Consider the following 23,279-nt stretch of genomic DNA (forward strand, 5'->3'; position numbering starts at 1 on the left):
TCACACGATAATGGAAGTAATTAACGCAATTGGTCGCCGCAAGAGTGCTGTTGCACGTGTTTACATGAGCGAGGGTACCGGCAAGATAACCATTAACAAGAAAGATATTACTGAGTATTTCCCATCAGCAATCGTACAGTATGTTGTAAAGCAGCCTCTGTTGGCTCTCGACGCTGTTGAGAAGTATGACATCAAGGCTAACCTCGACGGTGGTGGCTTCACAGGCCAGAGCCAGGCTCTCCGCCTCGCTATCGCACGCGCACTCGTTAAGGTGAACGCTGAGGACAAGAAGACTTTGAAGGATCACGGATTCATGACTCGCGACTCTCGTGCCGTTGAGCGTAAGAAGCCAGGTCAGCCAAAGGCTCGTCGTCGTTTCCAGTTCAGCAAGCGTTAATCCTCTGGATAGCTGGACAATGTTTAGCATCTAAACCGGCAAGACTCGAATTGCGATTACTCGCCGGCTGATTCTAACAAAAGAATAAAAAAGAAAGTAAACAAACAATTTTAAAAAGAAAAAGAAATGTCAAGAACAAATTTTGATATGCTTCTGAAGGCCGGATGTCATTTCGGTCAACTCACACGCAAGTGGAATCCTGCAATGGCTCCTTATATCTTCATGGAGCGTAACGGTATTCATATCATCGACCTGTATAAGACCGCAGCCAAGATCGACGAGGCTGCAGAGGCTCTTAAGCAGATCGCAAAGTCAGGCAAGAAGATTCTGTTCGTTGCTACTAAAAAACAGGCTAAGGACGTTGTTGCTGACAAGGCAGCTTCTGTAAACATGCCATACGTTATCGAGCGCTGGCCAGGTGGTATGCTCACCAACTTCCCAACAATCCGCAAGGCTGTGAAGAAGATGGCTAACATCGATAAGCTGATGAACGACGGAACATACTCTAACCTCTCTAAGCGTGAGATCCTGCAGATCACACGTCAGCGCGCCAAGCTGGAGAAGAACCTCGGTTCTATCGCCGACCTGACCCGTCTGCCATCTGCACTCTTCGTTGTTGATGTTATGAAAGAGGCCATCGCCGTTAAGGAAGCTAAGCGTCTTGGTATTCCTGTATTCGCTATCGTGGATACTAACTCTAACCCTAAGGACGTAGACTTCATGATCCCAGCCAATGACGACGCAAAGGACAGCATCGACGTTATCCTGACTGCTTGCTGCGAGGCTATCAACGAGGGTCTTGAGGAGCGCAAGGTAGAGAAGGCTGACGAGAAGGCTGCAAAGGAGCAGGCTGAGACAGCTGAGGACAAACCAAAGCGCGCACGTAAGGCTGCACGCAAGGACGCACCTGCAGAGGCTGCCGCAGAGGAGGCACCAGCAGAGGCTTAATCAATGACAGTATAAAGAGATTAGGAACGTTGAATTAATGACTTACAGAATACTTAATTCAATGTTCCTTTTTCAATATTAATCCAAAACCTAATTCAATATTTAAGACTATGGCTGTATCAATAGCTGATATTCAGAAGCTGCGCAAGATGACTGGCGCCGGTCTTTCTGATTGCAAGAAGGCTCTCACTGAAACAGAGGGCAATTTCGACAAGGCAGTAGAGATTATCCGTGAGAAGGGACAGGCTATCGCTGCTAAGCGTTCTGACCGCGAGACTTCTAACGGTTGTGTTCTCGTTAAATACGCTGACAACTTCGGCGCTATCGTAGCATTGAAGTGTGAGACTGACTTCGTGGCTAACGGAGCTGACTATATCAAACTGACACAGGATATCCTCGACGCTGCTGTAGCTGCAAAGGCTAAGAGCCTCGACGAGGTTAAGGAACTGACATTGGCTGACGGAACAAAGGTTCTCGACGCTGTTGTCGCTCGCTCTGGTATCACCGGCGAGAAGATGGAGCTCGACGGCTACAACTTCATCGAGGGTGAGAACATTTCTACATACGACCACATGGGCAAGCACACTCTCTGCACAATGGTTCAGACCAACAAGGCAGCTGAGGAGCAGGCTCACGCTATAGCAATGCAGGTGGCTGCCATGAAGCCTATGTTCCTTGACGAGGCTTCTGTTTCTCAGGAGTTCATCGAGGAGGAGAAGAAGGTTGCTGCTGAGAAGACAAAGCAGGAGCTGGTACAGAAGGCTGTTGACGCTGCCCTGAAGAAGGCTGGCATCAACCCTGCACACGTTGACTCTGAGGAGCACATGGAGTCTAACATGGGCAAGGGATGGATCACAGCTGAGGATGTTGCCAAGGCTAAGGAGATCATCGCTACTGTATCTGCAGAGAAGGCTGCAAACCTCCCTGCTCAGATGATCGAGAACATCGTGAAGGGTCGTATCAACCGCATCTACAAGGAGAACTGTCTGCTCAACCAGGAGTTCATCCAGGACAGCAAGCTCTCTGTTGCTGACTACCTGAAGGCTGCCGACAAGGACCTCACAGTAGTTGACTACAAGCGCTTCTCTCTGAGCGCTGACTAATCCTGAGGATTAATCACAAACTTAAATATATCAGCCAGGCAAGGGATTCAAGAAATCGTTTGCTTGGCTTTTACTGTTTTTTATCTGCCTGTAACCAATAACATTATACTTCGTATGAAAAATCTGAATAATATCATAAAATCACTGCTGCCGGCAATTGTTTCAGTGATATGCCAATGTGCATACAGCCAAATCACTGTGGTTGACGCAAACGACAAGCTGCCTGTCATCTCGGCAAGCATATATAACGGCAACGGAACAGACGTTATAGGCATTACCGACTACGACGGGAAACTACCCAAAACTGCAGAACAGCTACAAAGCATACACATACAACACATAAACTACATGCCGGCAAACATAAACCTGCAGTCGCTGAAAGACTCTACGATTCTCCTTACACCCCGCACACACAGGCTTCCTGAGGTGAAAATCTCGAAGCAGAAAGACGCAATGCTCAGGATGAAAGTATATATCAGACACATGACAGTTCTGAACAGCAAGCCTGCAGCAGTAAGCGAAAGCATGGCCTATCTGTATTTCAAAGAAAACAATGACGACGGCAAACCAAATTCATACAAAATACTGTCGGAAGACAAGTTCAAGGACGAAAAGGCTTATGAGGGTGAAAGCAAGATGCTGAAATCACTAGCAGACTTCAGCAATCCTACAGCTTTAGCATTCTTCGACGGATACAAACACTATAACACATTGAAAGGCTCGAGGAGAATGGGAACCAGTTGGAAAAGGGCTGGAGGAATATATTATATGAACGAAGACTCCATAAACAAACGCTGCGAAATAGTAAGAGACAGTTTGTTTTCTGACAAGCCCTTCAAGGTTCCACTCTTCGGATTCGCATTCAGTAACATATACAACAGCGAGACATACAGCACGGAATTGGGTACTCCGCGATTATACAATCTGATAAACATGACAGACAGATACCGCGTCTACCAGACAAAGACAATGGGTTACGTGGACATGGTTACGGAAATGTATATCCTTGGCATCGACTATGCCTCTAAGGAAGAAATGAAAGCGGACAAGAAACTCAAACTTTCACCTTTTGAAAGACCTGAAGGCATAGTGGCGGCAGACGACTGGCTCACAACTACTATAAAGGGCATGCAAAGGATAAAATAACAGAACATTAAACAAAACAATTATACAATGAAGATTTTCGCAGTAGGATTGAACTATCCTCAACACAATAAAGAGCTTAACGAAACGTTATACAAGGGAGAAGTCCCCGTGATTTTCACCAAGGCGGACTCGTCGCTGCTGAAGGACGGAAAACCGTTCTTCGTTCCTGACGACATGGGACGCATTGACTATGAAACGGAAATCGTAGTGCGCATCTGCCGACTGGGAAAGGCTATACCTGCACGCTTCGCCCATAGGTATTATGATGCCGTGACTGTGGGCATCGACTTCACAGCTCGCGAACTGCAGGCGGAACTGAGAAAAAAAGGTCTGCCGTGGGAGATGTGTAAGGGATTCGACGGTGCTGCTGCAATTGGTGAATGGGTGAGCGTGGAGAAATTCAGAGACGTGCAGGCTCTGCAGTTCCATCTCGACATCAATGGCAAGACCGTGCAGGAGGGCCGCACAAGCGACATGCTCTTCAAGATTGACGAGATTATTGAATACATCAGCAAGTACTTCACGCTGAAAACCGGCGACATCATCTATACTGGTACTCCTGTGGGCGTGGGACCTGTGAACATCGACGACCACCTCACTGGATATATAGAAGACAGGAAAGTGCTTGAATTTAATATAAAATAAATGATAAGAAATATACTCCTCACCATAGCAGTACTTCTTGCCGGCATGACCGCCAAGGCACAGAAGTTCTTCAATCTGACTGCCGACGAAGTCAGAATAGACTCCGTCATACCTACGTTCGGATATTCCAAAGACCTGGGACCTGCCTATGCTGACTCCATATACACCGTGACAATTGAATATCCTGAATTCATCGACATGCAGAAGGGCGACGTGGAGAAACTGAAGAAAATCAGCAATGTCACCTACCCTGCCCTGCCGGAGATAACGACAAAGACAGTGGTGGAAAGGAAGAAAGGCAGACTGGAAGTATATTTCTCACCTATCGTGATGCGCAACGGAAAATACCAGAAGCTCGTAAGCTTCATGCTGCGCATCACGGCAAAACCTAAATCGACATCAACAAGAAAGGCCAACGCCAAGGCTGACAAGACGAAGAGCGAACGTTGGGCAAAGAACTCGGTGCTGGCAACGGGCAACTGGGCCAAGATACGTGTGCCGTCAACGGGTGTTTACCAGATTACTGACGCCCTGATACGTCAGGCGGGATTCAACGACCTGAGCAAGGTGAAGGTATATGGATATGGCGGAGCGCTACATTCGGAACAGCTGCTCGACAAGAAAATCGCTGAATATGACGATTTGAAGGAGGTGCCTACAGTCACTGTGAATGGCAAGAAGCTTTTCCGTGCCATAGGTCCGGTGTCGTGGGACAGCGCTACAAAGACTTCACGCATACGCAATCCTTATTCTGACTACGGATATTATTTCATCACACAAAGCGAGGGCGAACCGCTGAGCGTTGACTCGGCTGCCTTCGTGTCATCTTTCTATCCTGCCAACGACGACTACCACACGCTATACGAGGTGGATGACTACGCCTGGTTCCAGGGAGGAAGGAACTTGTTTGACACCACTCCGATAAACCCAGGGGCAAGTCTGACATACGAATTGACCACTCCGGCACAGAAGACCGGCGAAGGGACTCTGTTCGTGAGACTCACCTCATCGGCTGCATCTACGAGCGAGATTGCCATCAACGACTCGGTGGTGGGAACGATAACGACGAAGAATGGCGGCGAATACGACACTGGCGTATTGGCTGAAGGTTCGTTCTATCTGAAGGACATGCTCGCAAGCAGTTCGGCAAAGACAAACAAGGTGAAAATAACAAACAAGTCGAGCAACACGGTGAGACTCGACTACATCACCCTTACCTTCAATGATCCGCGACCGGAGCCACAACTCTCGAAGGCGACGTTCGCCACACCGGAATATGTGTACAACATAACAAACCAGAACCTGCACGGGGATAAGAATTACGATATGGTGATGATAATCCCGGCAAGTCAGAAACTGCTGAAACAGGCTGAGCGTCTGAAGGCTTATCATGAGGAGCACGACAAGATGAGCGTTCGCATCGTGCCTGCCGATGAACTGTATAACGAGTTCTCGAGCGGTACGCCGGAGGCTGATGCCTATCGTCTGTATATGAAGATGATGTATGACAGGGCGGAAGACGAGGCGTCGATGCCGAAATATCTGCTGCTCTTCGGCGACTGTAAATGGGACAACAGAATGAAGGTCAGCGCTCTGAGGAACTATAGCCCTGACGACTTCCTGCTCTGTTTCGAGAGCGACAACTCTTTCAGTTACGTGAACAGTTTCATCGACGACTGCTACTTCACCGCTCTCGACGACGGTGAGGGTGCAAACGCATCGGCTTATTCCACCAAATCGGACAAATACGACATCGCTGTGGGAAGATTTCCGGTGAAGACTGCTGACGAAGCGAAGATAATGGTGGACAAGAGCATCAGCTATATGGAGAACAAGATGGCGGGGGCATGGCAGAACGTGGCTCTCTTCCTCGGTGACGACGGTAACAACAACGCTCACGTGACGTCGGTGGACAACACCGCCAAGGCTGTGGAGCAACTCGTTCCGGCAATACAGGCAAAGCGTGTGTTCTGGGACATGTATACAAGGGTATCGTCGGCAACGGGAAACACATACCCTGAGGTGACGAGTCTGTTGAAAAAGCAGCAAGCTGAAGGTGCGCTGCTCTTCGACTATGCCGGACACGGACGCCCGGACATGCTGTCTCACGAGCTTGTATTGTCGTCTGCCGACTTCGCAGCATTCAAGAACAAGGTGCTGCCTCTGTGGATTACGGCATCATGCGACATCATGCCTTACGACGGAACGGTGAGCAACATCGGAGTGAACTCCGTGCTTAATCCTAACGGGGGCACCTTCGCCTTCTACGGCACGGCACGAACGGTGTATATCACACAGAACCAATATCTCAATGCCGAATACGTGAAGGCGCTGTTCACCAAGACAAACGGCAAGTTCAATTCCGTTGGCGAGGCTCAGAGAGTGGCAAAGAACAGAATCATCAGCGATGGCACCGACAGAACGGTGAACAAGCTGCACTATGCCCTGCTCGGCGATCCGGCGATAAGTCTGAAGATAGCGGAGAGCAACGTAGTGATAGACAGCATCAACGGCATATGTCTGGCTGAAGCCACAGAACTGCCACAGATAAAGGCGGGAGCGAAGGTGAACGTGAAGGGACATATCAAGAATGCCGACGGCACCACCGACGAATCTTTCACAGGAACGGTGAACATCGACGTTAAGGACTCCAAGGAGAAACGTGTGGGCAAGTTGAACAGCAAGGATACGGGATATGCATACACCTTCTTCGACTACACCAAGACGATATTCAACGGCAACGACAGCATACGCTCAGGAAAGTTCGACATCACCTTTGCCGTGACGAAAGACATCAACTATACTGACGAGAACGGAAGGATAAATGCCTTTGCAGTGAGCAGTACCGACAACAGGACGATGAACGGATATACGGAGAACTTCATCGTGGGTGGAACGGAAATCGTATCCAACGACTCCAACGGTCCGTCGATATACTGCTATCTCAACTCTCCAAGCTTCAGCAACGGAGGCAACGTGAACTCTACGCCTTACTTCGTGGCGGAGATATCTGACAAGGACGGACTGAACACTTCGGGCAGCGGCATCGGCCATGACCTGACACTGGTAGTCGACGACGACCCGATGATGACATTCACTCTGAACGACAACTTCTCGTTCAACTTCGGTTCGTATACCGAGGGAACGACATGGTATAACATCCCGGAACTGGAGAACGGACCGCACAAGCTGAAATTCACCGCATGGGATATCCTCAACAACCCTTCGACAACGACGCTGAAATTCAACGTGGTGAAAGGTCTGACTCCGAACATCACCAACGTCTATTGCTCCAACAATCCGGCAAAGACGAACACTACGTTCATCGTCAGCCACGATAGAAGCGGCAGCAACGTGGAGATGACCATCGAAGTGTTTGACATCAGCGGCAGGCTGCTGTGGAATCATACGGAGAACACTCTGGCAGAGTCGGCAACATTCACATACGACTGGGATCTCACCACCGACAGCGGCGGCAGGTTGCAGTCTGGAGTATATCTGTATCGTGTGCGCATGACAAGCGAGGGAAAGAACGAGGCAACTAAAGCCAAGAAACTGATAGTACTCAACTGAGAATGTAACTCTTTGACTGTCGTCACACAATAATATAACACAAAAAGAGTTATATAGAGGCGTGAACGAAGTTTTCATGTAATGCAGGCTGAAATGACAGACTGGCATTGAAGAATGGAGGACCATCACGCAATACATCATAACGAGAATAAAAACAAAAGACAAGATATAAATGAAGAACAGAATAAGAATCATTGCGGCAGTATTGCTCACCGTAATAGCAACTAACGTCAAGGCTCAAGACAAGCGCGAGATGTTCAACCCTATTCATACGGCTCTCGTTTCACAGACCATCGCACCGGATGCACGCGCTGCCGGTATGGGTGACGTGGGTGCCGCCACCGACCCTGACGTGAACTCCCAATACTGGAACCCGGCAAAATATCCTTTCTGTATCAGCCGTGCAGGTCTTGCCCTGAACTACACGCCTTGGCTGCGCTCACTGGTAAGCGACATGGACATCGCATATCTCGCCGGATACTACCGCATCGGTGACTATAGCGCCGTTTCGGCATCATTGAGATATTTCTCTCTCGGTGAGGTTTACACGAACTACGACGGTACGGGCGACATATCAAACGCACAGACCATCAACCCATACGAGATGTCGTTTGATGTGGCTTATTCTCTGATGCTGAGCGAGAAATTCTCTCTCGCTGCCGGCGTGCGTTTTCTCATGTCCGACATGCAGTACAGTTCTACAGAGGAGCGCTCTGCTTCTAACGCCTTCGCTGCCGACCTCGCCTGCTACTATAACGACTATATCAACATCGGTTCTCGCGAATGTCAGCTCGGCATCGGTCTGAACATCAGCAACATCGGTAGTAAGATAACATTCGGCGGCAGTGACTACAGTGAGTTTATTCCAACAAACATGAGATTGGGTGCTGCCCTGATGGTGCCGATCGACGAATTTAACCGCTTCACGATATCTGCCGACGCAAACAAGCTGCTCGTTCCTTCTTATCCTCAGCAGGAAGAGGGGGAAACGACAGAGGACTACCAGCAGCGTGTGGAGGATGAATACTACAACACGAGCAGTATCTCCGGAATGTTCAAGAGTTTCGGCGACGCTCCTGGAGGTTTCAAGGAGGAACTTGAAGAGATAAACTGGAGTGTCGGTGCTGAATATGTATACAACGACAAGTTCAGCGTTCGCGCCGGTTACCACCATGAGTCGGAGAACAAGGGTAACAGAAAATACTTCACTGTCGGTGCGGGCTTCCGCATGAGTGCCTTTACCCTCGACTGCGGTTATGTCATCGCTACTGCAAAGAGCAACCCTCTCGACCAGACACTCCGCTTCACTCTGGGCTTCGATATGGACGGACTGAAGGATTTGTTCAAGAGAAGATAATTAAAACCCACCCTAACCCTCCCCAAGGGAGGGAACGAAGTTACTATTAATATTGATTTAGCATGAAATATGGTTATACTACTACAGACGGGACAACCTATCAACTCCTTTTAGAAAAAGCCAAAAAAATGAGAAATAATCCTACAGAAGCAGAATCGCTCTTATGGCAATATTTAAGGAGGAATGGGTTAAAAGAACATTTTAGGCAACAACATCCTATCTGTGGATATATTCCAGATTTCGTTTGCCTACGTTTGCGTCTCATCATTGAGATAGACGGAGGTTATCATTCGGAAGGTGAACAACAAGAACAAGATAAAATACGCCAAGATTATCTGGAAAAGGAAGGATTTTCTTTCTTGAGATTCACAAATGAAGAAGTTCTTTATGACACTGATGAAACTATAGGAATAATCAAAGATACAATAGAAGAACTAAAAACAGAAGCCTTTCAAAATACCAGACAAGCCGCATACCCTCCCTTGGGGAGGGACAGGGTGGGTTCGGTACGCGTAGGCTTTGGTTTTGACGTTCATAAGCTCGTTGAAGGACGTGACTTGTGGTTGGGCGGAATAAAGATTCCACACTCTCTCGGTCTGCTTGGCCATAGCGATGCTGATGTGCTGATACATGCTATCTGTGACGCATTGCTCGGAGCGGCAAACATGAGAGACATCGGTTATCACTTTCCCGACACATCGGCTGACACTCTCGACATAGACAGTAAGATACTGTTGAAGAAGACCATCGACCTGATTGCCACAAAGGGATACAGACTCGGAAACATTGACGCCACGGTTTGTGCCGAGCGCCCTAAGATAAATCCGCATGTTGAAAAGATGAAGGAATGTCTCGCCACAGTGATGAATGCCGATGTTGACGACATCTCCATCAAAGCTACAACAACAGAGAAACTCGGTTTCACTGGCAGAGAAGAGGGCATGAGTGCGTATGCCACGGTACTGATATACAAAGACTGAGAATCTGAAGAAAAAATAAGAAATCCTGAGAAAGACAGGAAATCTATACAGGAAACCTAAACAAAGACAGGAAATCCGAATAGAGACTGGAAAATTGAATAAAGGAAAAAATCTAAATAAATACCCGGAACATTCTATATGATGCTCCGGGTGTTTTTTATATCATATTTGCCATCAAAGCTGTATCAGTCCTTATGTTTTGCTGTTTCACTTTACTGAAATCACCAATAGTCTTATAGGCAATTAAATCAATCTGTAGGGCATGGTCCGTAAAGGTTGTCCATCGGCACACTTGGTGATGCCAAGAAAACCAGAAGGATGATGGGACCGGCAATAGGAATCAGACACCACCAATAGTGCCAACCTGAACGGCCGGTATCATGAAGACGGCGCACCAGAACCGAAATAGTCGGAACAATGGCAACCAAGCTGTAAATTAAAGACAACACAAGTCCAATTCCCGATCCTGTCAATACACTTCCTGCATCACCGCCGCCGAAAATGCTACCGAGTACTGAACCTATAATCCCGAACACAAGCCATGCCAGACTATTAAACAAATAGAACCACCAAAATTATGATCGTGATGCACGGCCACTGAATGTGGCAAACTTACTAAACACTGTCTTAACTGATTCTGTAAATCCCATAGTTTTTTGTTTTTATGTGTTAATAATAATTGAAAAAGCGTTCCTTTTTATAAATATTTCTCCACAAAGATATTGATTATTTCAATATAAACAAACTCTTTGCTATGAATTATTAAAAATATTAGGTAATTTTGTTCACTGAATGCAAAATGGAATGTTTTTGTTCACTGAATGTAAAAAAACAGAATATTATGACAGACACGGGAAATGACAAAATCAACGTGCTTGGCAAACAAACGAACTGGGAAGATCTGTACTTCTATCAGAAGGCAGACATCGTATACCAGATGTCATTTGCCTTCTGCAACAGATTCATACATCCTTATAAAGACCGCACTCGCGACCAGATAATACAGGCTGCACGGTCATGCAAGCAAAACATTGTAGAAGGTCTTGCCGACGGTGTTACGTCATCTGAGATGCAGATGAAACTGCTCAACGTGGCACGCGCCTCCCTAAAAGAATTACGTGAAGATTTCGAAGACTATCTCAAATCACGGCATCTACAGTATTACATCGCCGGCGAAGAACGGTATAACGTGATGCTCGACTACTGTCGCCATCACAACAGACTTCCTGACTACGAACCTTTCTTTGACAAATGGAATGATGAACAGATGTGCAACTATGGACTCACTCTATGCCACATGATAGACAAGATGATGATGTCTTTTATGAAGCGCCTCGAACAGGAGTTCATCACCGAAGGCGGCATCAAGGAGCGAATGCACAAAGCACGTACCGGCTACCGCCAACAACAAGACACACGACTTAAAGAGCTTGAAACCCGCCTTCGTGAACTTGAAAGCGAACTTTTCAAGGCTAACGCCGAAATGATGAAATGGAAATCATCGTATGAAGACCTCCGTCAACGTGCCCTCAAATCCTACTATAAACAACAAGAAGAAATCAGCAGGCTGAAAGCACTAATCGAAGAGATGAAAAAGAAATAACAGTCTATTTCAGCTAGAAATACTAGAAAATCTAGATTGTCTAGAAGGTCTAGATTGTCTAGAAGGTCTAGATAGTCTAGAAAGTCTAGAAAGTCTAGAAAAACTAGATAGTCTAGAAAAACCTATATAAATAGAAAAGAACCAGAAGCCCCACTCATCATTCCTCTTTCAATATTCCCTTCAATAGATATGTGGCATTCTGGTTTCTTGCCACGCCGGGAGAAATCTTGTAAGTATAAGTGATGGCATCTGAGAGTTTTATCTCGAAACAGAAGTTATGGAAGCGGGCAGGATATTCATCTGCCATCTTCGACAGTTCCAGGTCGTGGGTGGCAATGATGCCGCTGACAGGCAGTTTGGCAATCGCCTCAAGAAACATACGTGACCCGTTGAGCTTGTCAAGAGAGTTTGTGCCCTTCAGTATCTCGTCGAGAATGATGAGAGTATGCGATGCCTGCCGCACATTGTCAAGAAGCTGACGAAGACGAAGCAGTTCTGCATTAAAATAGCTGATGCCATGCGTCAGGTCATCACTGGTGCGCATACTGCTGAAAAGATTGAAGACCGAAACACGCAAGCTCTCTGCAAATACCGGCATACCACACATCGCGAGGATATAGTTCACTCCTATAGACCTCAAGAACGTACTTTTGCCCGCCATATTGGCACCCGTTACGATATAATAATTACTATCCTGTATAGTAAAATCATTTTTCACCGCTTTCTCTCCGAGGAAAGGATGATACAGTCCTTTAGCCTCAAAAACGACCTCCTCAGAATCTGTAACCACCGGCATGACAGCCTGCGGTTCGTTACAGCGCATTGTCGCCATCGACACCATGGCATCCATCAGGCTCACGGCATCAACCCACCTCTCAAACGACGCCACATTATCCCGCTGCCAACGCAGATAACGCCTTACGAGAAAGAAGTCGCTATATCCCAAAGCATTGAAGATGACAAGGCCAAGCACATTTGCCCGTCTGTCGAGAGCATCGAGGATAGCCTTCAGTTCCTTCAATGAATTGAGAGCCTCTGCCCCATTGTTGCCTTTAAGGACAGATGCCACCAGCTTGTTGTCTTCCTCCCGGAATTGCGCTTCGGTGATTATATGCAGCAACGAGACGAACCGTTTTGTGCTGACACTTATTTTCTCCACACTTTTGCTAATCATCTTTATCGCCTTCGCCGATGCTCCGATGCTGACGGCAAGCTGAGCAACAGTCCACAGACAAACGAAGTCGGCCGGGAGCGGCGTAAACACCGTGAAGATAAGTAACACGACGAATATCGCTATCGAAGAAGCCACCATTGTCAGCCCTTTCCGAGACAATGCCGCTTCAGGGATTCCTGCCTCTTTCGCCTCATGCAGCGCCTTTAGTATAGCCCCGGTGTCGATATTTCCTTTATAGGCGGCTGAAAGGAAATCTGTTCGCCACTCCTCCATCTCTGCTAATTCCGATATAGCTTTCTGCCTTCTGTCTATTTCTGAAGGAAGAGCAGGAACAGATGTTCCGCAACGCGACGACGGTTTGTCTTGAGAAGCAACAGAACGGTCTGCGGCAGCAGTACGGCATGCAGCACTATCCAGAATCCCGGCAAGCCTGTCTGCCCCACCCGTAGTGACATTACGGCAAAGGCGGTTATACAAAGATCCCTTGCCAAATATGTCCATATCGAAGGAATATTGATGGGATGGATTCTCATATCTCTTGCCATCGTCAAATCGTGAGAAGTCGCCTTCCATATAGCGGATGTTCTGCCTGTATACATCAATCCTCGCCTCCATCCCGTCGATGGCTACTGAATTCTGTCTGTCGAAAACCTTCACGCCCACAAACGAAGCCTGTGCGATACAGAAAGCCGGAATGAACACTGCCACTGATACATATCCACACAGATATACCACCGCCACGGCAACAGCCACGACAAACAACAGAATCTCTGCCGTTATGATATATTTCACCTTTGCCTTGCGGCTCTGAAGGACTTCATCCAGTCCCGTCATCTTGTCCGTATAATATTCCAACAGTTCTTTCTTGTTTCTCATATCTGTAGTTATGCTTTCCTTTTCAATTGACATATTATTAAATGCGAAACGGCAATTATGCCGTTTAACCCAAATCGGTTATTAGGGCTTGCTTGGATAACAAAACAAAATGGGCAGCCAATTCAATCTGAACGGACTGCCACATTTATAACTTTTCGTTGTTCTTTTAAACCAAGTCAAGAGCCATTACTTCTTGATGATGACTCTCTTCTCAGCGATACGAGCCTTCTTACCAGTGAGCTTGCGCAGGTAGTACAGCTTAGCGCGACGCACCTTACCAACCTTGTTAAGCTCGATGCTTGCGATGTTTGGAGACTCCATTGGGAAGATACGCTCTACACCAACAGTTCCAGACATCTTGCGTACAGTGAAACGCTTCTTTGTACCCTCACCGTTGATCTTGATAACAACACCACGGTAGAGCTGGATACGCTCCTTAGAACCCTCGATAATTTTGTAGGCTACAGTAACAGTGTCACCAGCCTTGAACTCAGGATACTGCTTCTCGATTGCAAATGCTTCCTCAGCAACTTTAATTAAATCCATTGTAATTTAACTGTTTAAAATTGTTTATCGTTCCAACGCAACATAACAGGCCACTCTTCTTCCTGCCAGCGATTACGCCGAAAAGCGGTGCAAAGGTAGTCATTATTCCCGTAACTGCCAAATAATTCAGCAGTTATCAAACTATTTTAACCCAAAACGGTCATTAGGCCGTTCAATGTAGTATTTTAATACTGCTTGCAGTTCTTTGCTTTTTATAAGGCGTCTTTTGTCCGTTTTTAATTCGCAATAGCCTGCTATTACTCATTAAAAGCCAAACAAAATCCATCCTTCTAAAAAACAAAATACAAGCAAGCCCTAACGACCGATTTGGGTTTAATTCAAATCAAAGTCTTGATGACCGCTTTGGGGTTAAGAATTTCATTTCGACCTCCTCATCGTGCGATAGCCGTATACGGATATCACGACAAAGCAAACGAGAGGCAACACGAACGACACGTTCACCGCCGGCATTCCCATCACCTCGTGCATGTCGATGATGCTTGCCTGTATTGCCGGCATCACGCTGCCTCCCAGGATTGCCATTATCAGACCTGCCGCTCCGAACTTGGCATCGTCGCCGAGTCCTTCGAGGGCGATGCCATAGATAGTAGGGAACATCAGCGACATACATGCGCTGACTGCAACGAGACAGTATACTCCCCACACATTCTGCAGCATTATCACTCCCGCCACGAGGCATCCGCCCACGATGGCAAGTATCATAAGCAGCTGTCCGGCATTGAGATAGCGCAGCAGGAAGGTACACACGAACCGCGAACAGCAGAAAATGACCATCGCCACGATATTATACTGCTGCGACAGCACCTCTGCATCTATCTCCGTCATCCCCTCGTTCATAAACACCCGCGTGCCGTATTGTATGATGAAGGTCCAGCACATTATCTGCACTCCTACGTAGAAGAACTGTGCCACCACTCCCTCTCTGTAGTGCGGGATGTGGAGGATGCGCTTCAGCGTGGGGATGACGTTGAGCGACTTGTCGTTGTCGCCGTTCTTCGGCATCTTCACCATGCTTATTATGAGAAGCATCACCAATATCACCGCTCCGATGGCGAGATATGGCATTATGAGCACTGAGAGGTCGTGATCCTTCAGCACCTCAAACTGCTGGTCGGAGAGCCGTGCCCTCTCTGCCGTGCTCATCGGGTTGAGCTTAGCCTGGATGAAGTTCATCGCCACATACATGCCGAGCAGCGATCCCATAGGGTTAAACGACTGCGCCAGGTTCAGGCGTCGCGTAGCCGACCCCTGCGGTCCCATCGTCAGGATATACGGACTGCATGATGTCTCAAGAAACGACAGTCCGCAAGTGAGTATGAAATACGCCATCAGGAACATGGCATACTCCCCGGTCATCTTTGCCGGGAAGAAGAGAAAGGCTCCCAGGGCATAGAGCGCGAGACCGAGCATCACTCCTGCCTTATACGAAAAGCGCCGTATGAACATCGCTGCCGGGAATGCCATCGCGAAGTATCCTCCATAGAAAGCCACCTGCACCAGCGCGCCGTCTGTTGCCGACATGCGGAATATCTTCGAGAAAGCCTTCACCATCGGGTTCGTGATGTCGTTGGCGAATCCCCATAGGGCGAAACACGACGTTATCAGCACGAATGGCAAGACATAGCTCACGCCGTCTTTGCCGAAAATGGAATTGTTGTTTTTCATTATATCAGTCTATAGTTTTACATTTACCTGCAATAATATATTTGTCTATAGTATTTATTTGTCTGTAATATCATATCTGCCTGCAGCATCATATCTGTCTATAGCAACAGACACCTTATTATTATAATATATAGTATGTGACTCCTTCCCCACGCCGGTTGTGGCGGCGTGGGAAAGGGAAGCATAGTTTTCGTCTTTCTATCATCCGTCATCTCCACAGGATTGGCGCTTATCTTGCCATCTTGTAGATTTCCTCCATGTCATGACGGTCGAGTTTCTTGAATCCTCCGATGGTGCGTCCGTCGTCGTGGCTGCATTTGCGCGCCAGCTCCTTTATCTCGTCGTCGGTGATTTCTCTTCCTATCAGTTCATGGATGTTTGTAGGCATACCGATGGCCCTGTAGAATTTCTCCACAGCCTCAACTCCAGCCATTGCCGTAGCCTTGGTGTCGGTGAAATCGTTGGGCACTCCCATCACGTTCACTGCGAAGCGTGCGAATCTCGACACATTCTCGTCCATCACGTATCTCGCCCACGACGGCCATACTGCGGCAAGTCCGGCTCCGTGTGCCACGTCGAACATGGCGCTCAGCTCGTGCTCTATCTGGTGTGTCGCGAAGTCAGCATAAGAGCGGTCGCCTGTCAGGTCGTTGTGTCCCAGACTCGACGCCCACATTATGCAAGCGCGGTTACGGTAGTCTTCCGGATTCTTGAGCACATGGAACACGCTGTCTTTCACCGTTCTCATGAGCGCCTCGGCGATATTGTCTATCAGTGTCATGTCATCCACCTTTCCGAAGTATCTCTCCATGGTGTGCATCATGATGTCGGTGGCTCCGCATGCTGTCTGATATGGAGGCAGTGTGAATGTGCGCACCGGGTTCATGATTGCAAATTTCGGTCGGCAGATATTATTGGAGTATCCAATCTTCAGGTCGCCGTCTTCTTTCGTTATCACGCTCGAGTCGCTCATCTCGCTTCCTGCTGCCGGTATGGTCAGAATCACTCCCACGGGGAGCATCTCCGTGGGCACATATTTCCTTGCGTAGATGTCCCACACGTCACCGTCGTATTTCACTCCGTATCCGATAGCCTTCGACGAGTCTATCACGCTACCGCCGCCTACGGCGAGTATGAAGTCAACATTCTCCTTGCGGCAGAGTTCTATTCCTTCGTGAACGAGTGTGAGGCGCGGGTTGGGCTTCACGCCGCCCAGTTCCACGAACGCTATTCCTGCGGCATTGAGCTTTTCGCGCACTGAGGCGAGCAGTCCTGACCGCTCAGCGCTATGGCCGCCGTAGTGTACGAGCACTTTCTTGCCGCCATACTTGTTTATCATTTCCACGAGATGCTCTTCGGCATCCTTTCCGAACACCACTTCGGTTGGTGCATAATACTTGAAGTCTTGCATTTCTGATTTTATTTAAATAACAGACCGCTAATGTAGTCATTATTTTTGTATTCTTCAAGCATTTCATGAATTTAGTGGCGGCAAGATAATAATTTGGGAGGATTGGGGGGAGGAATGCAACATACCTATATGGTGTCAGACCATAAAACCGAAGAAAAAGATTTCGGTGTCAGGCTATAAAAACACGGAAAAGATTTTGGTATTAGGCTATAAAATCAAAGAAAAGATTTCGGTGTCAGGCTATAAAATCGAGAAATAAATTTTGGTATCAGGCGATTTTCATGTTTCTAAACGCCTTGAAAACGACCAAATCCATAGCACTCTTATGACAATCCTACAGTCCAAAAAGCATAATCATTTGACTCCAAATACATACCCGTTGGCGGAACTAATTTCTTAATTCTAATGACGGATTCGGGCTAAAATTGGGCACGCTGCTTGCCCAACTGGGGCAACGTGCTTACCCATCATGGGCAACGTGCTTGCCCCTGTTGGGCAGATTTGATGTCAGGCGTCTGCCCAATAAGCTGATGTTGTAATACTCATATTCCTGATTTCAGGATTCTGCCAGCGCATGCCATTCCTGCAGTCTGAATTACTCACAGCTGGCATTCCTTTCATCTGACAATTCCTCACAGCTGACGATTCATCACACTTGACAATTCCTTTCATCAGCAAACCATCCAGACAATCGGCTGACAATCGCCAGGCAGGCAACTATCTGTTTGTCAGAATGTTACAACCAAAAACCAGACAATCTGACAGTTTTTCGACAATTCTTGGTTTTACTGAAAATCAGCGATATGGGCAACTTTTACTCATATCGACCAAATTAAATAAATTCCGCCAACGGGTTATTATCTGCGTGGCGACATCCGGAAAACCTATAAGTGAAAAACATCATTACAATAACGGAAAGCATTTTTCTGTCCTCAAACTCTTACAATTCGTTATTTAGATTAAAAAAATACGCAAAAATGTATCGGTATTTGCAGCAACATAAATCAATTTGTTGTACATTTGCAGCCGAAGCAAACAAATTAAGCCTAAATCGGTCATTAGGGATACCAAAACGGTATAATGACCGATTGGGGGATTAAACCTAACAACAAACAAAACGCAAGATGTCAGACAAGAAGATTCATTTCACCAAGATGCACGGTGCTGGCAATGACTACATATACGTCAACACATTATTATATGATGTAAACGACCCCAATTCGGCTTCCGTCAGATGGAGCGACCGCCACAAGGGTATCGGAGGCGACGGACTGGTGCTCATCTGCCGACCCACCACCGACGCTGCCGACTACAGAATGAGGATTTTCAATGCCGACGGGTCTGAGGCGATGATGTGCGGAAACGCATCGCGCTGCATCGGGAAATATCTCTATGAGCGTGGACTCACCGACAAGACGGAGATAAAACTGGAAACCCTCTCCGGCATAAAGACGCTGATGCTGCATCTCGACAGCGAGGGAAAGACAGTGGAGAGCGTCACCGTTGACATGCTCGAACCGCTGACGGAGAACCACCGTCAGTATGCCGACCTCAGCGGGGGCATACTCTTGGCTGAGGGCAGACGGTTTGAGGGAACTTTCGTATGTATGGGAAATCCACACTTCGTGACTTTCCTCAACGACATCGACACGATAGACATCGCAAGATACGGTGCCGTGATGGAGCGCGACAGCAATTTCCCTGAGCGCTGCAACATCGAGTTCGCGCAGATATTGTCTGACGGAGCCATCCGCACCCGTGTGTGGGAACGCGGCAGCGGCATAACGATGGCTTGCGGCACAGGGGCTTGTGCCACGGCGGTGGCGGCAGCACTCACCGGACGGGCATCGCACCGGAGCGAAATCCGCATGGACGGCGGCACGCTGCAGATTGAATGGCGAACAACTGACAACCATGTATATATGACCGGACCGGCGGAAATCGTCTTCGACGGGGAAATCGGAGAATGACCTGCCGGCAGACAGAGTCACAGGAGAAAGAGGAAACGACAACTACACTCACAACAAGCGACAACGCTCACATAACAAACAACAACGACACTTACAACAAATAAAAAGAATTTCAATATGGCATTAGTAAACGAACATTACCTGAAACTTCAGAAGAACTACCTTTTTGCCGACATCGCCAAGAAGGTGAATGCCTACAAGGTGGCTAATCCCAAGGCCAGAGTCATCAGCCTCGGCATCGGCGACGTGACGCGTCCGCTGGTGCCTGCCGTCATCGACGCCATGCACAAGGCAGTAGACGACATGGCCCACAAGGAGACATTCCATGGATACGGACCGGAACAGGGCTATCTGTGGCTCCGCGAGGCAATAGTGAAAAACGACTTCCTGCCGCGAGGCATCCGTCTCGACCCGAGCGAGGTGTTCGTAAACGACGGAGCGAAGAGCGACACTGGAAACATCGGCGAACTGGTGAGATGGGACAACAGTCTGGGAGTGACCGACCCTATATATCCGGTATACATCGACTCCAACGTGATGTGCGGCAGGGCGGGAGTGCTCGAAAACGGCAAGTGGAGCAACGTCACCTATATGCCATGCCTGGAGACCAACGACTTCGTGCCGCAGATTCCCGACCATCGCGTAGACATGATATACCTCTGCTATCCCAACAACCCTACGGGCACGGTGATAACGAAGGAGGAACTCAAGAAATGGGTGAACTACGCTCTGAAGAACGATACGCTGATTCTCTACGATGCCGCATACGAGGCATACATCACGGAACCTCATATCCCCCACTCCATCTATGAGATAAAGGGAGCGCGCAAGGTGGCGATAGAATTCCACAGCTATTCAAAGACGGCCGGCTTCACCGGAGTGCGCTGCGGATACACCGTGATACCGAAGGAACTCACCGCCGTGACCATCGACGGCAAGGAGCGCATCGCCCTGAACACGCTCTGGTTCCGCAGACAATGCACCAAGTTCAACGGCACAAGCTATATCAGCCAACGGGCTGCCGAGGCGATATACTCTCCTGAGGGAAAGGAGCAGACCAAGGCGGTGATTGACTATTATATGGGCAACGCCAGACTGATGTACGACGCACTGAAGAAGCTCGGCTTCAGAGTATATGGCGGAGTGAACGCTCCATACCTGTGGGTGAAGACTCCCGACGGTGTGGACAGCTGGAAATTCTTTGAGCAGCTGCTCTACGGAGCACAGATAGTATGCACTCCCGGTGTCGGCTTCGGACCGAGCGGAGAGGGCTTCGTCAGATTCACTTCCTTCGGCGAGCGCGAAGACTGCAAGGAGGCAATGCAACGCCTTGCCAAATGGATGAAATCATGAGTTCCGGCGAGCACAAAGAACAATTTTCATGACATTTATCAATAATAGACTACAAAAAGATATTAAACGCCGCAAATATTATTACAAAAAGGTATGTAGAAACAAGAAAAAGCATTACCTTTGCAAACTGAAAACAGAACATCAATAAAATCGACTTAAAAAACAATGGCTAATTTAAGATTCCAGGTTGTAGAAGAGGCGTTCAAGAAACGCCCTGAAGAAGTTATAGCACCGGTGGAACGTCCGTCAGAGTATTTCGGAAAATACGTTTTCAACCGTGCCAAAATGTACAAATACCTGCCAGCCGACGTCTACGACAAGCTCATAGACGTAATTGACAATGGCGCCACACTCGACCGCAGCATCGCCAACGCCGTGGCTAACGGCATGAAGCAATGGGCTGAGGAGAATGGCGTGACACACTACACACACTGGTTCCAGCCGCTCACCGGCGGAACAGCAGAGAAGCACGATGCCTTCATCGAGCACGACGGCAAGGGAGGAATGATTGAGGAATTCTCCGGCAAGCTGCTCGTGCAGCAGGAGCCTGATGCCAGCTCATTCCCAAGCGGCGGAATCCGCAACACCTTCGAGGCGCGCGGATATTCGGCATGGGACCCTACATCGCCTGTCTTCATCATAGACGACACTCTCTGCATCCCTACAGTTTTCATATCATACACCGGAGAGGCGCTCGACTACAAGGCTCCGCTGCTCCGCGCGCTGCACGCCGTAAACGTGGCTGCAACGAACGTATGCCATTATTTCGACCCTAAGGTGTCAAAGGTGACTTCCAACCTGGGATGGGAGCAGGAATACTTCCTCGTGGATGCCGACCTATACAGTGCCCGCCCTGACCTCATGCTCACCGGCCGCACACTCATGGGACACGACTCTGCAAAGAACCAGCAGATGGACGACCACTACTTCGGAACGATTCCTGACCGTGTGCAGGCGTTCATGAAGGATCTTGAGATACAGGCTCTCGAACTATCTATCCCATGCAAGACACGCCACAACGAGGTGGCACCAAACCAGTTTGAGATAGCTCCTATTTTTGAGGAGACAAACCTCGCCGTAGACCACAACATGCTGCTCATGTCGCTCATGAAGAAGGTGGCTCGCAAGCATGGATTCATAGTATTGCTTCACGAGAAACCGTTCGCCGGCATCAACGGCAGCGGAAAGCACAACAACTGGAGCTTGTCTACCGACACCGGCGTGCTGCTCCATGCTCCCGGCAAGACTCCGGAGGCAAACCTGCGCTTCGTGACATTCATCGTGGAAACACTGATGGGTGTATACCGCCACAACGGACTGCTCAAGGCGTCTATCATGAGCGCCACAAACGCTCACCGTCTGGGTGCCAACGAGGCTCCTCCAGCAATCATATCGTCATTCCTCGGTTCGCAGCTCACCCAGCTGCTCGACAAGATAGAAAACAGCGACAGCGAGGATGTGTTCAACATGGCGGGCAAACAGGGAATGAAGATGGACATTCCGGAAATTCCAGAACTGCTCATCGACAACACCGACCGCAACCGCACATCGCCTTTCGCATTCACCGGAAACCGCTTCGAGTTCCGTGCCGTGGGTTCTGAGGCTAACTGTGCCGCAGCGATGATCGCTCTGAACTCTGCCGTGGCAGAGGCTCTGGTTGACTTCAAGACTCGTGTTGACGCTCTCATCGAGAAGGGCGAGGACAAGGTAAAAGCTATCATCGACGTTCTGCGCCAGGACATCAAGACCTGCAAGCCTATACGCTTCGACGGCAACGGCTATTCTGACGAATGGGTAGAGGAGGCAAAGAAGCGCGGACTGGACTGCGAGACAAGCTGTCCGGTGATTTTCGACAACTATCTGAGCGACTCTTCCGTAGAGATGTTCACAAAGCTGGGCGTTATGACGAAGAAGGAGCTTGAGGCGCGCAACGAGGTGAAATGGGAGACCTACACCAAGAAAATCCAGATAGAGGCACGTGTGATGGGCGACCTCACGATGAACCACATCATTCCTGTTGCCACCCACTATCAGAGCATGCTGCTGAAAAACGTGCAGAACATGCGTCTGGTGTTCCCGGAGGAAAAGGCTGAAAAGCTGAGCTCGAGAAACATCAAGATTATCGAGGACATCGCCGAGCGCACACAGATTATCGAGAAGGGTGTGGAGGAACTGGTCAACGCACGCAAGGTGGCAAACAAGCTTACCGACGAGCGTGCCAAGGCTGTGGCATACCACGACACGGTGGCCCCTAAGATGGAGCAGATTCGCTACCACATCGACAAGCTGGAGCTCACGGTGAGCGACGAGCTGTGGACGCTGCCTAAGTATCGCGAACTGCTGTTCATCAGATAACGGCGGCTAACAGAAAAAGAGTTTGAAAAGACGTCATGGGGATTTTAGATTGGTCCCTCTGATATGACTACACATATTTATATGTACAATCTATTTCTTTTATTGGTTGTTTAAGTTTGGGGCTGCCTGGTTGTGAAACCGTGCAGTCCTTTTTTA

16 protein-coding genes and 2 pseudogenes are annotated in these 23,279 nt (G+C 48.5%); 13 read left to right on the forward strand and 5 right to left on the reverse strand.

What is annotated here, in order from left to right; genetic code table 11:
• The first annotated feature begins 10 nt into the window (after window positions 1-10).
• From rpsI to ispF, 9 genes and pseudogenes are all read left to right on the forward strand, one after another.
• The gene (gene rpsI / locus ST42_RS07380; protein ID WP_042520160.1) at window positions 11-397 is read left to right on the forward strand and encodes a 30S ribosomal protein S9; all 387 of its coding nucleotides are present in this window, start codon (window positions 11-13) and stop codon (window positions 395-397) included.
• A gap of 126 nt (window positions 398-523) precedes the next feature.
• A complete protein-coding gene (gene rpsB, locus ST42_RS07385; RefSeq protein WP_044073030.1) occupies window positions 524-1,345 on the forward strand; it encodes a 30S ribosomal protein S2 in 822 nt (273 codons plus the stop codon).
• Between the two features lie 110 nt (window positions 1,346-1,455).
• Window positions 1,456-2,448: a translation elongation factor Ts gene (gene tsf, locus ST42_RS07390; protein WP_022316628.1), complete on the forward strand. Its 993-nt coding sequence runs from the start codon at window positions 1,456-1,458 to the stop codon at window positions 2,446-2,448.
• Window positions 2,449-2,562: 114 nt separating this feature from the next.
• The gene (locus ST42_RS07395; RefSeq protein WP_044073031.1) at window positions 2,563-3,594 is read left to right on the forward strand and encodes a hypothetical protein; all 1,032 of its coding nucleotides are present in this window, start codon (window positions 2,563-2,565) and stop codon (window positions 3,592-3,594) included.
• Between the two features lie 27 nt (window positions 3,595-3,621).
• Window positions 3,622-4,239: a fumarylacetoacetate hydrolase family protein gene (locus ST42_RS07400; RefSeq protein WP_044073032.1), complete on the forward strand. Its 618-nt coding sequence runs from the start codon at window positions 3,622-3,624 to the stop codon at window positions 4,237-4,239.
• The gene (gene porU / locus ST42_RS07405; protein WP_044073034.1) at window positions 4,240-7,812 is read left to right on the forward strand and encodes a type IX secretion system sortase PorU; all 3,573 of its coding nucleotides are present in this window, start codon (window positions 4,240-4,242) and stop codon (window positions 7,810-7,812) included.
• A gap of 172 nt (window positions 7,813-7,984) precedes the next feature.
• On the forward strand, window positions 7,985-9,169 hold the full coding sequence (porV, locus tag ST42_RS07410; protein WP_022316632.1) for a type IX secretion system outer membrane channel protein PorV: 1,185 nt from the start codon (window positions 7,985-7,987) through the stop codon (window positions 9,167-9,169).
• Between the two features lie 62 nt (window positions 9,170-9,231).
• A pseudogene (locus ST42_RS14570) lies at window positions 9,232-9,585 on the forward strand (endonuclease domain-containing protein); the annotation flags it as partial.
• 81 nt (window positions 9,586-9,666) lie between these two features.
• The gene (gene ispF / locus ST42_RS14335) at window positions 9,667-10,149 is read left to right on the forward strand and encodes a 2-C-methyl-D-erythritol 2,4-cyclodiphosphate synthase (protein ID WP_044073112.1); all 483 of its coding nucleotides are present in this window, start codon (window positions 9,667-9,669) and stop codon (window positions 10,147-10,149) included.
• A gap of 248 nt (window positions 10,150-10,397) precedes the next feature.
• On the opposite strand, the pseudogene ST42_RS14575 reads toward ispF, so the two are convergent.
• Window positions 10,398-10,712 (reverse strand): annotated as a pseudogene (locus tag ST42_RS14575) (DUF805 domain-containing protein); the annotation flags it as partial.
• Window positions 10,713-10,990: 278 nt separating this feature from the next.
• Here ST42_RS14575 and ST42_RS07420 point away from each other — a divergent pair.
• On the forward strand, window positions 10,991-11,752 hold the full coding sequence (locus tag ST42_RS07420; protein WP_044073036.1) for a four helix bundle suffix domain-containing protein: 762 nt from the start codon (window positions 10,991-10,993) through the stop codon (window positions 11,750-11,752).
• A 157-nt stretch (window positions 11,753-11,909) separates the two neighbouring features.
• Here ST42_RS07420 and ST42_RS07425 read toward each other — a convergent pair whose 3' ends face one another.
• From ST42_RS07425 to ST42_RS07440, 4 genes are all read right to left on the reverse strand, one after another.
• Complete coding sequence (locus ST42_RS07425) at window positions 11,910-13,802, reverse strand: MutS-related protein (RefSeq protein ID WP_044073115.1); 1,893 nt, start codon at window positions 13,800-13,802, stop codon at window positions 11,910-11,912.
• 186 nt (window positions 13,803-13,988) lie between these two features.
• Window positions 13,989-14,348 carry a 50S ribosomal protein L19 gene (gene rplS / locus ST42_RS07430; protein ID WP_022316637.1) on the reverse strand — a complete coding sequence of 120 codons (360 nt, stop codon included), beginning with the start codon at window positions 14,346-14,348 and terminating at the stop codon, window positions 13,989-13,991.
• Window positions 14,349-14,726: 378 nt separating this feature from the next.
• The gene (gene fucP, locus ST42_RS07435; protein WP_044073038.1) at window positions 14,727-16,034 is read right to left on the reverse strand and encodes an L-fucose:H+ symporter permease; all 1,308 of its coding nucleotides are present in this window, start codon (window positions 16,032-16,034) and stop codon (window positions 14,727-14,729) included.
• Window positions 16,035-16,263: 229 nt separating this feature from the next.
• Window positions 16,264-17,445 (reverse strand): iron-containing alcohol dehydrogenase, encoded by a 1,182-nt coding sequence (locus ST42_RS07440; RefSeq protein ID WP_044073039.1) that lies wholly within the window; start codon window positions 17,443-17,445, stop codon window positions 16,264-16,266.
• 1,124 nt (window positions 17,446-18,569) lie between these two features.
• Between ST42_RS07440 and dapF the strand changes: the two genes are divergently transcribed.
• From dapF to ST42_RS07455, 3 genes are all read left to right on the forward strand, one after another.
• On the forward strand, window positions 18,570-19,415 hold the full coding sequence (gene dapF, locus ST42_RS07445) for a diaminopimelate epimerase (protein ID WP_044073041.1): 846 nt from the start codon (window positions 18,570-18,572) through the stop codon (window positions 19,413-19,415).
• A gap of 117 nt (window positions 19,416-19,532) precedes the next feature.
• Entirely contained in the window at window positions 19,533-20,768 is a 1,236-nt protein-coding gene (locus ST42_RS07450; RefSeq protein WP_044073042.1) for an LL-diaminopimelate aminotransferase, read from the forward strand.
• Between the two features lie 165 nt (window positions 20,769-20,933).
• Complete coding sequence (locus tag ST42_RS07455; RefSeq protein ID WP_022316644.1) at window positions 20,934-23,123, forward strand: glutamine synthetase III family protein; 2,190 nt, start codon at window positions 20,934-20,936, stop codon at window positions 23,121-23,123.
• Window positions 23,124-23,279 lie beyond the last annotated feature (156 nt).

The sequence above is a fragment of the Prevotella pectinovora genome (genome assembly GCF_000834015.1).
GTDB lineage: Bacteria > Bacteroidota > Bacteroidia > Bacteroidales > Bacteroidaceae > Prevotella > Prevotella pectinovora.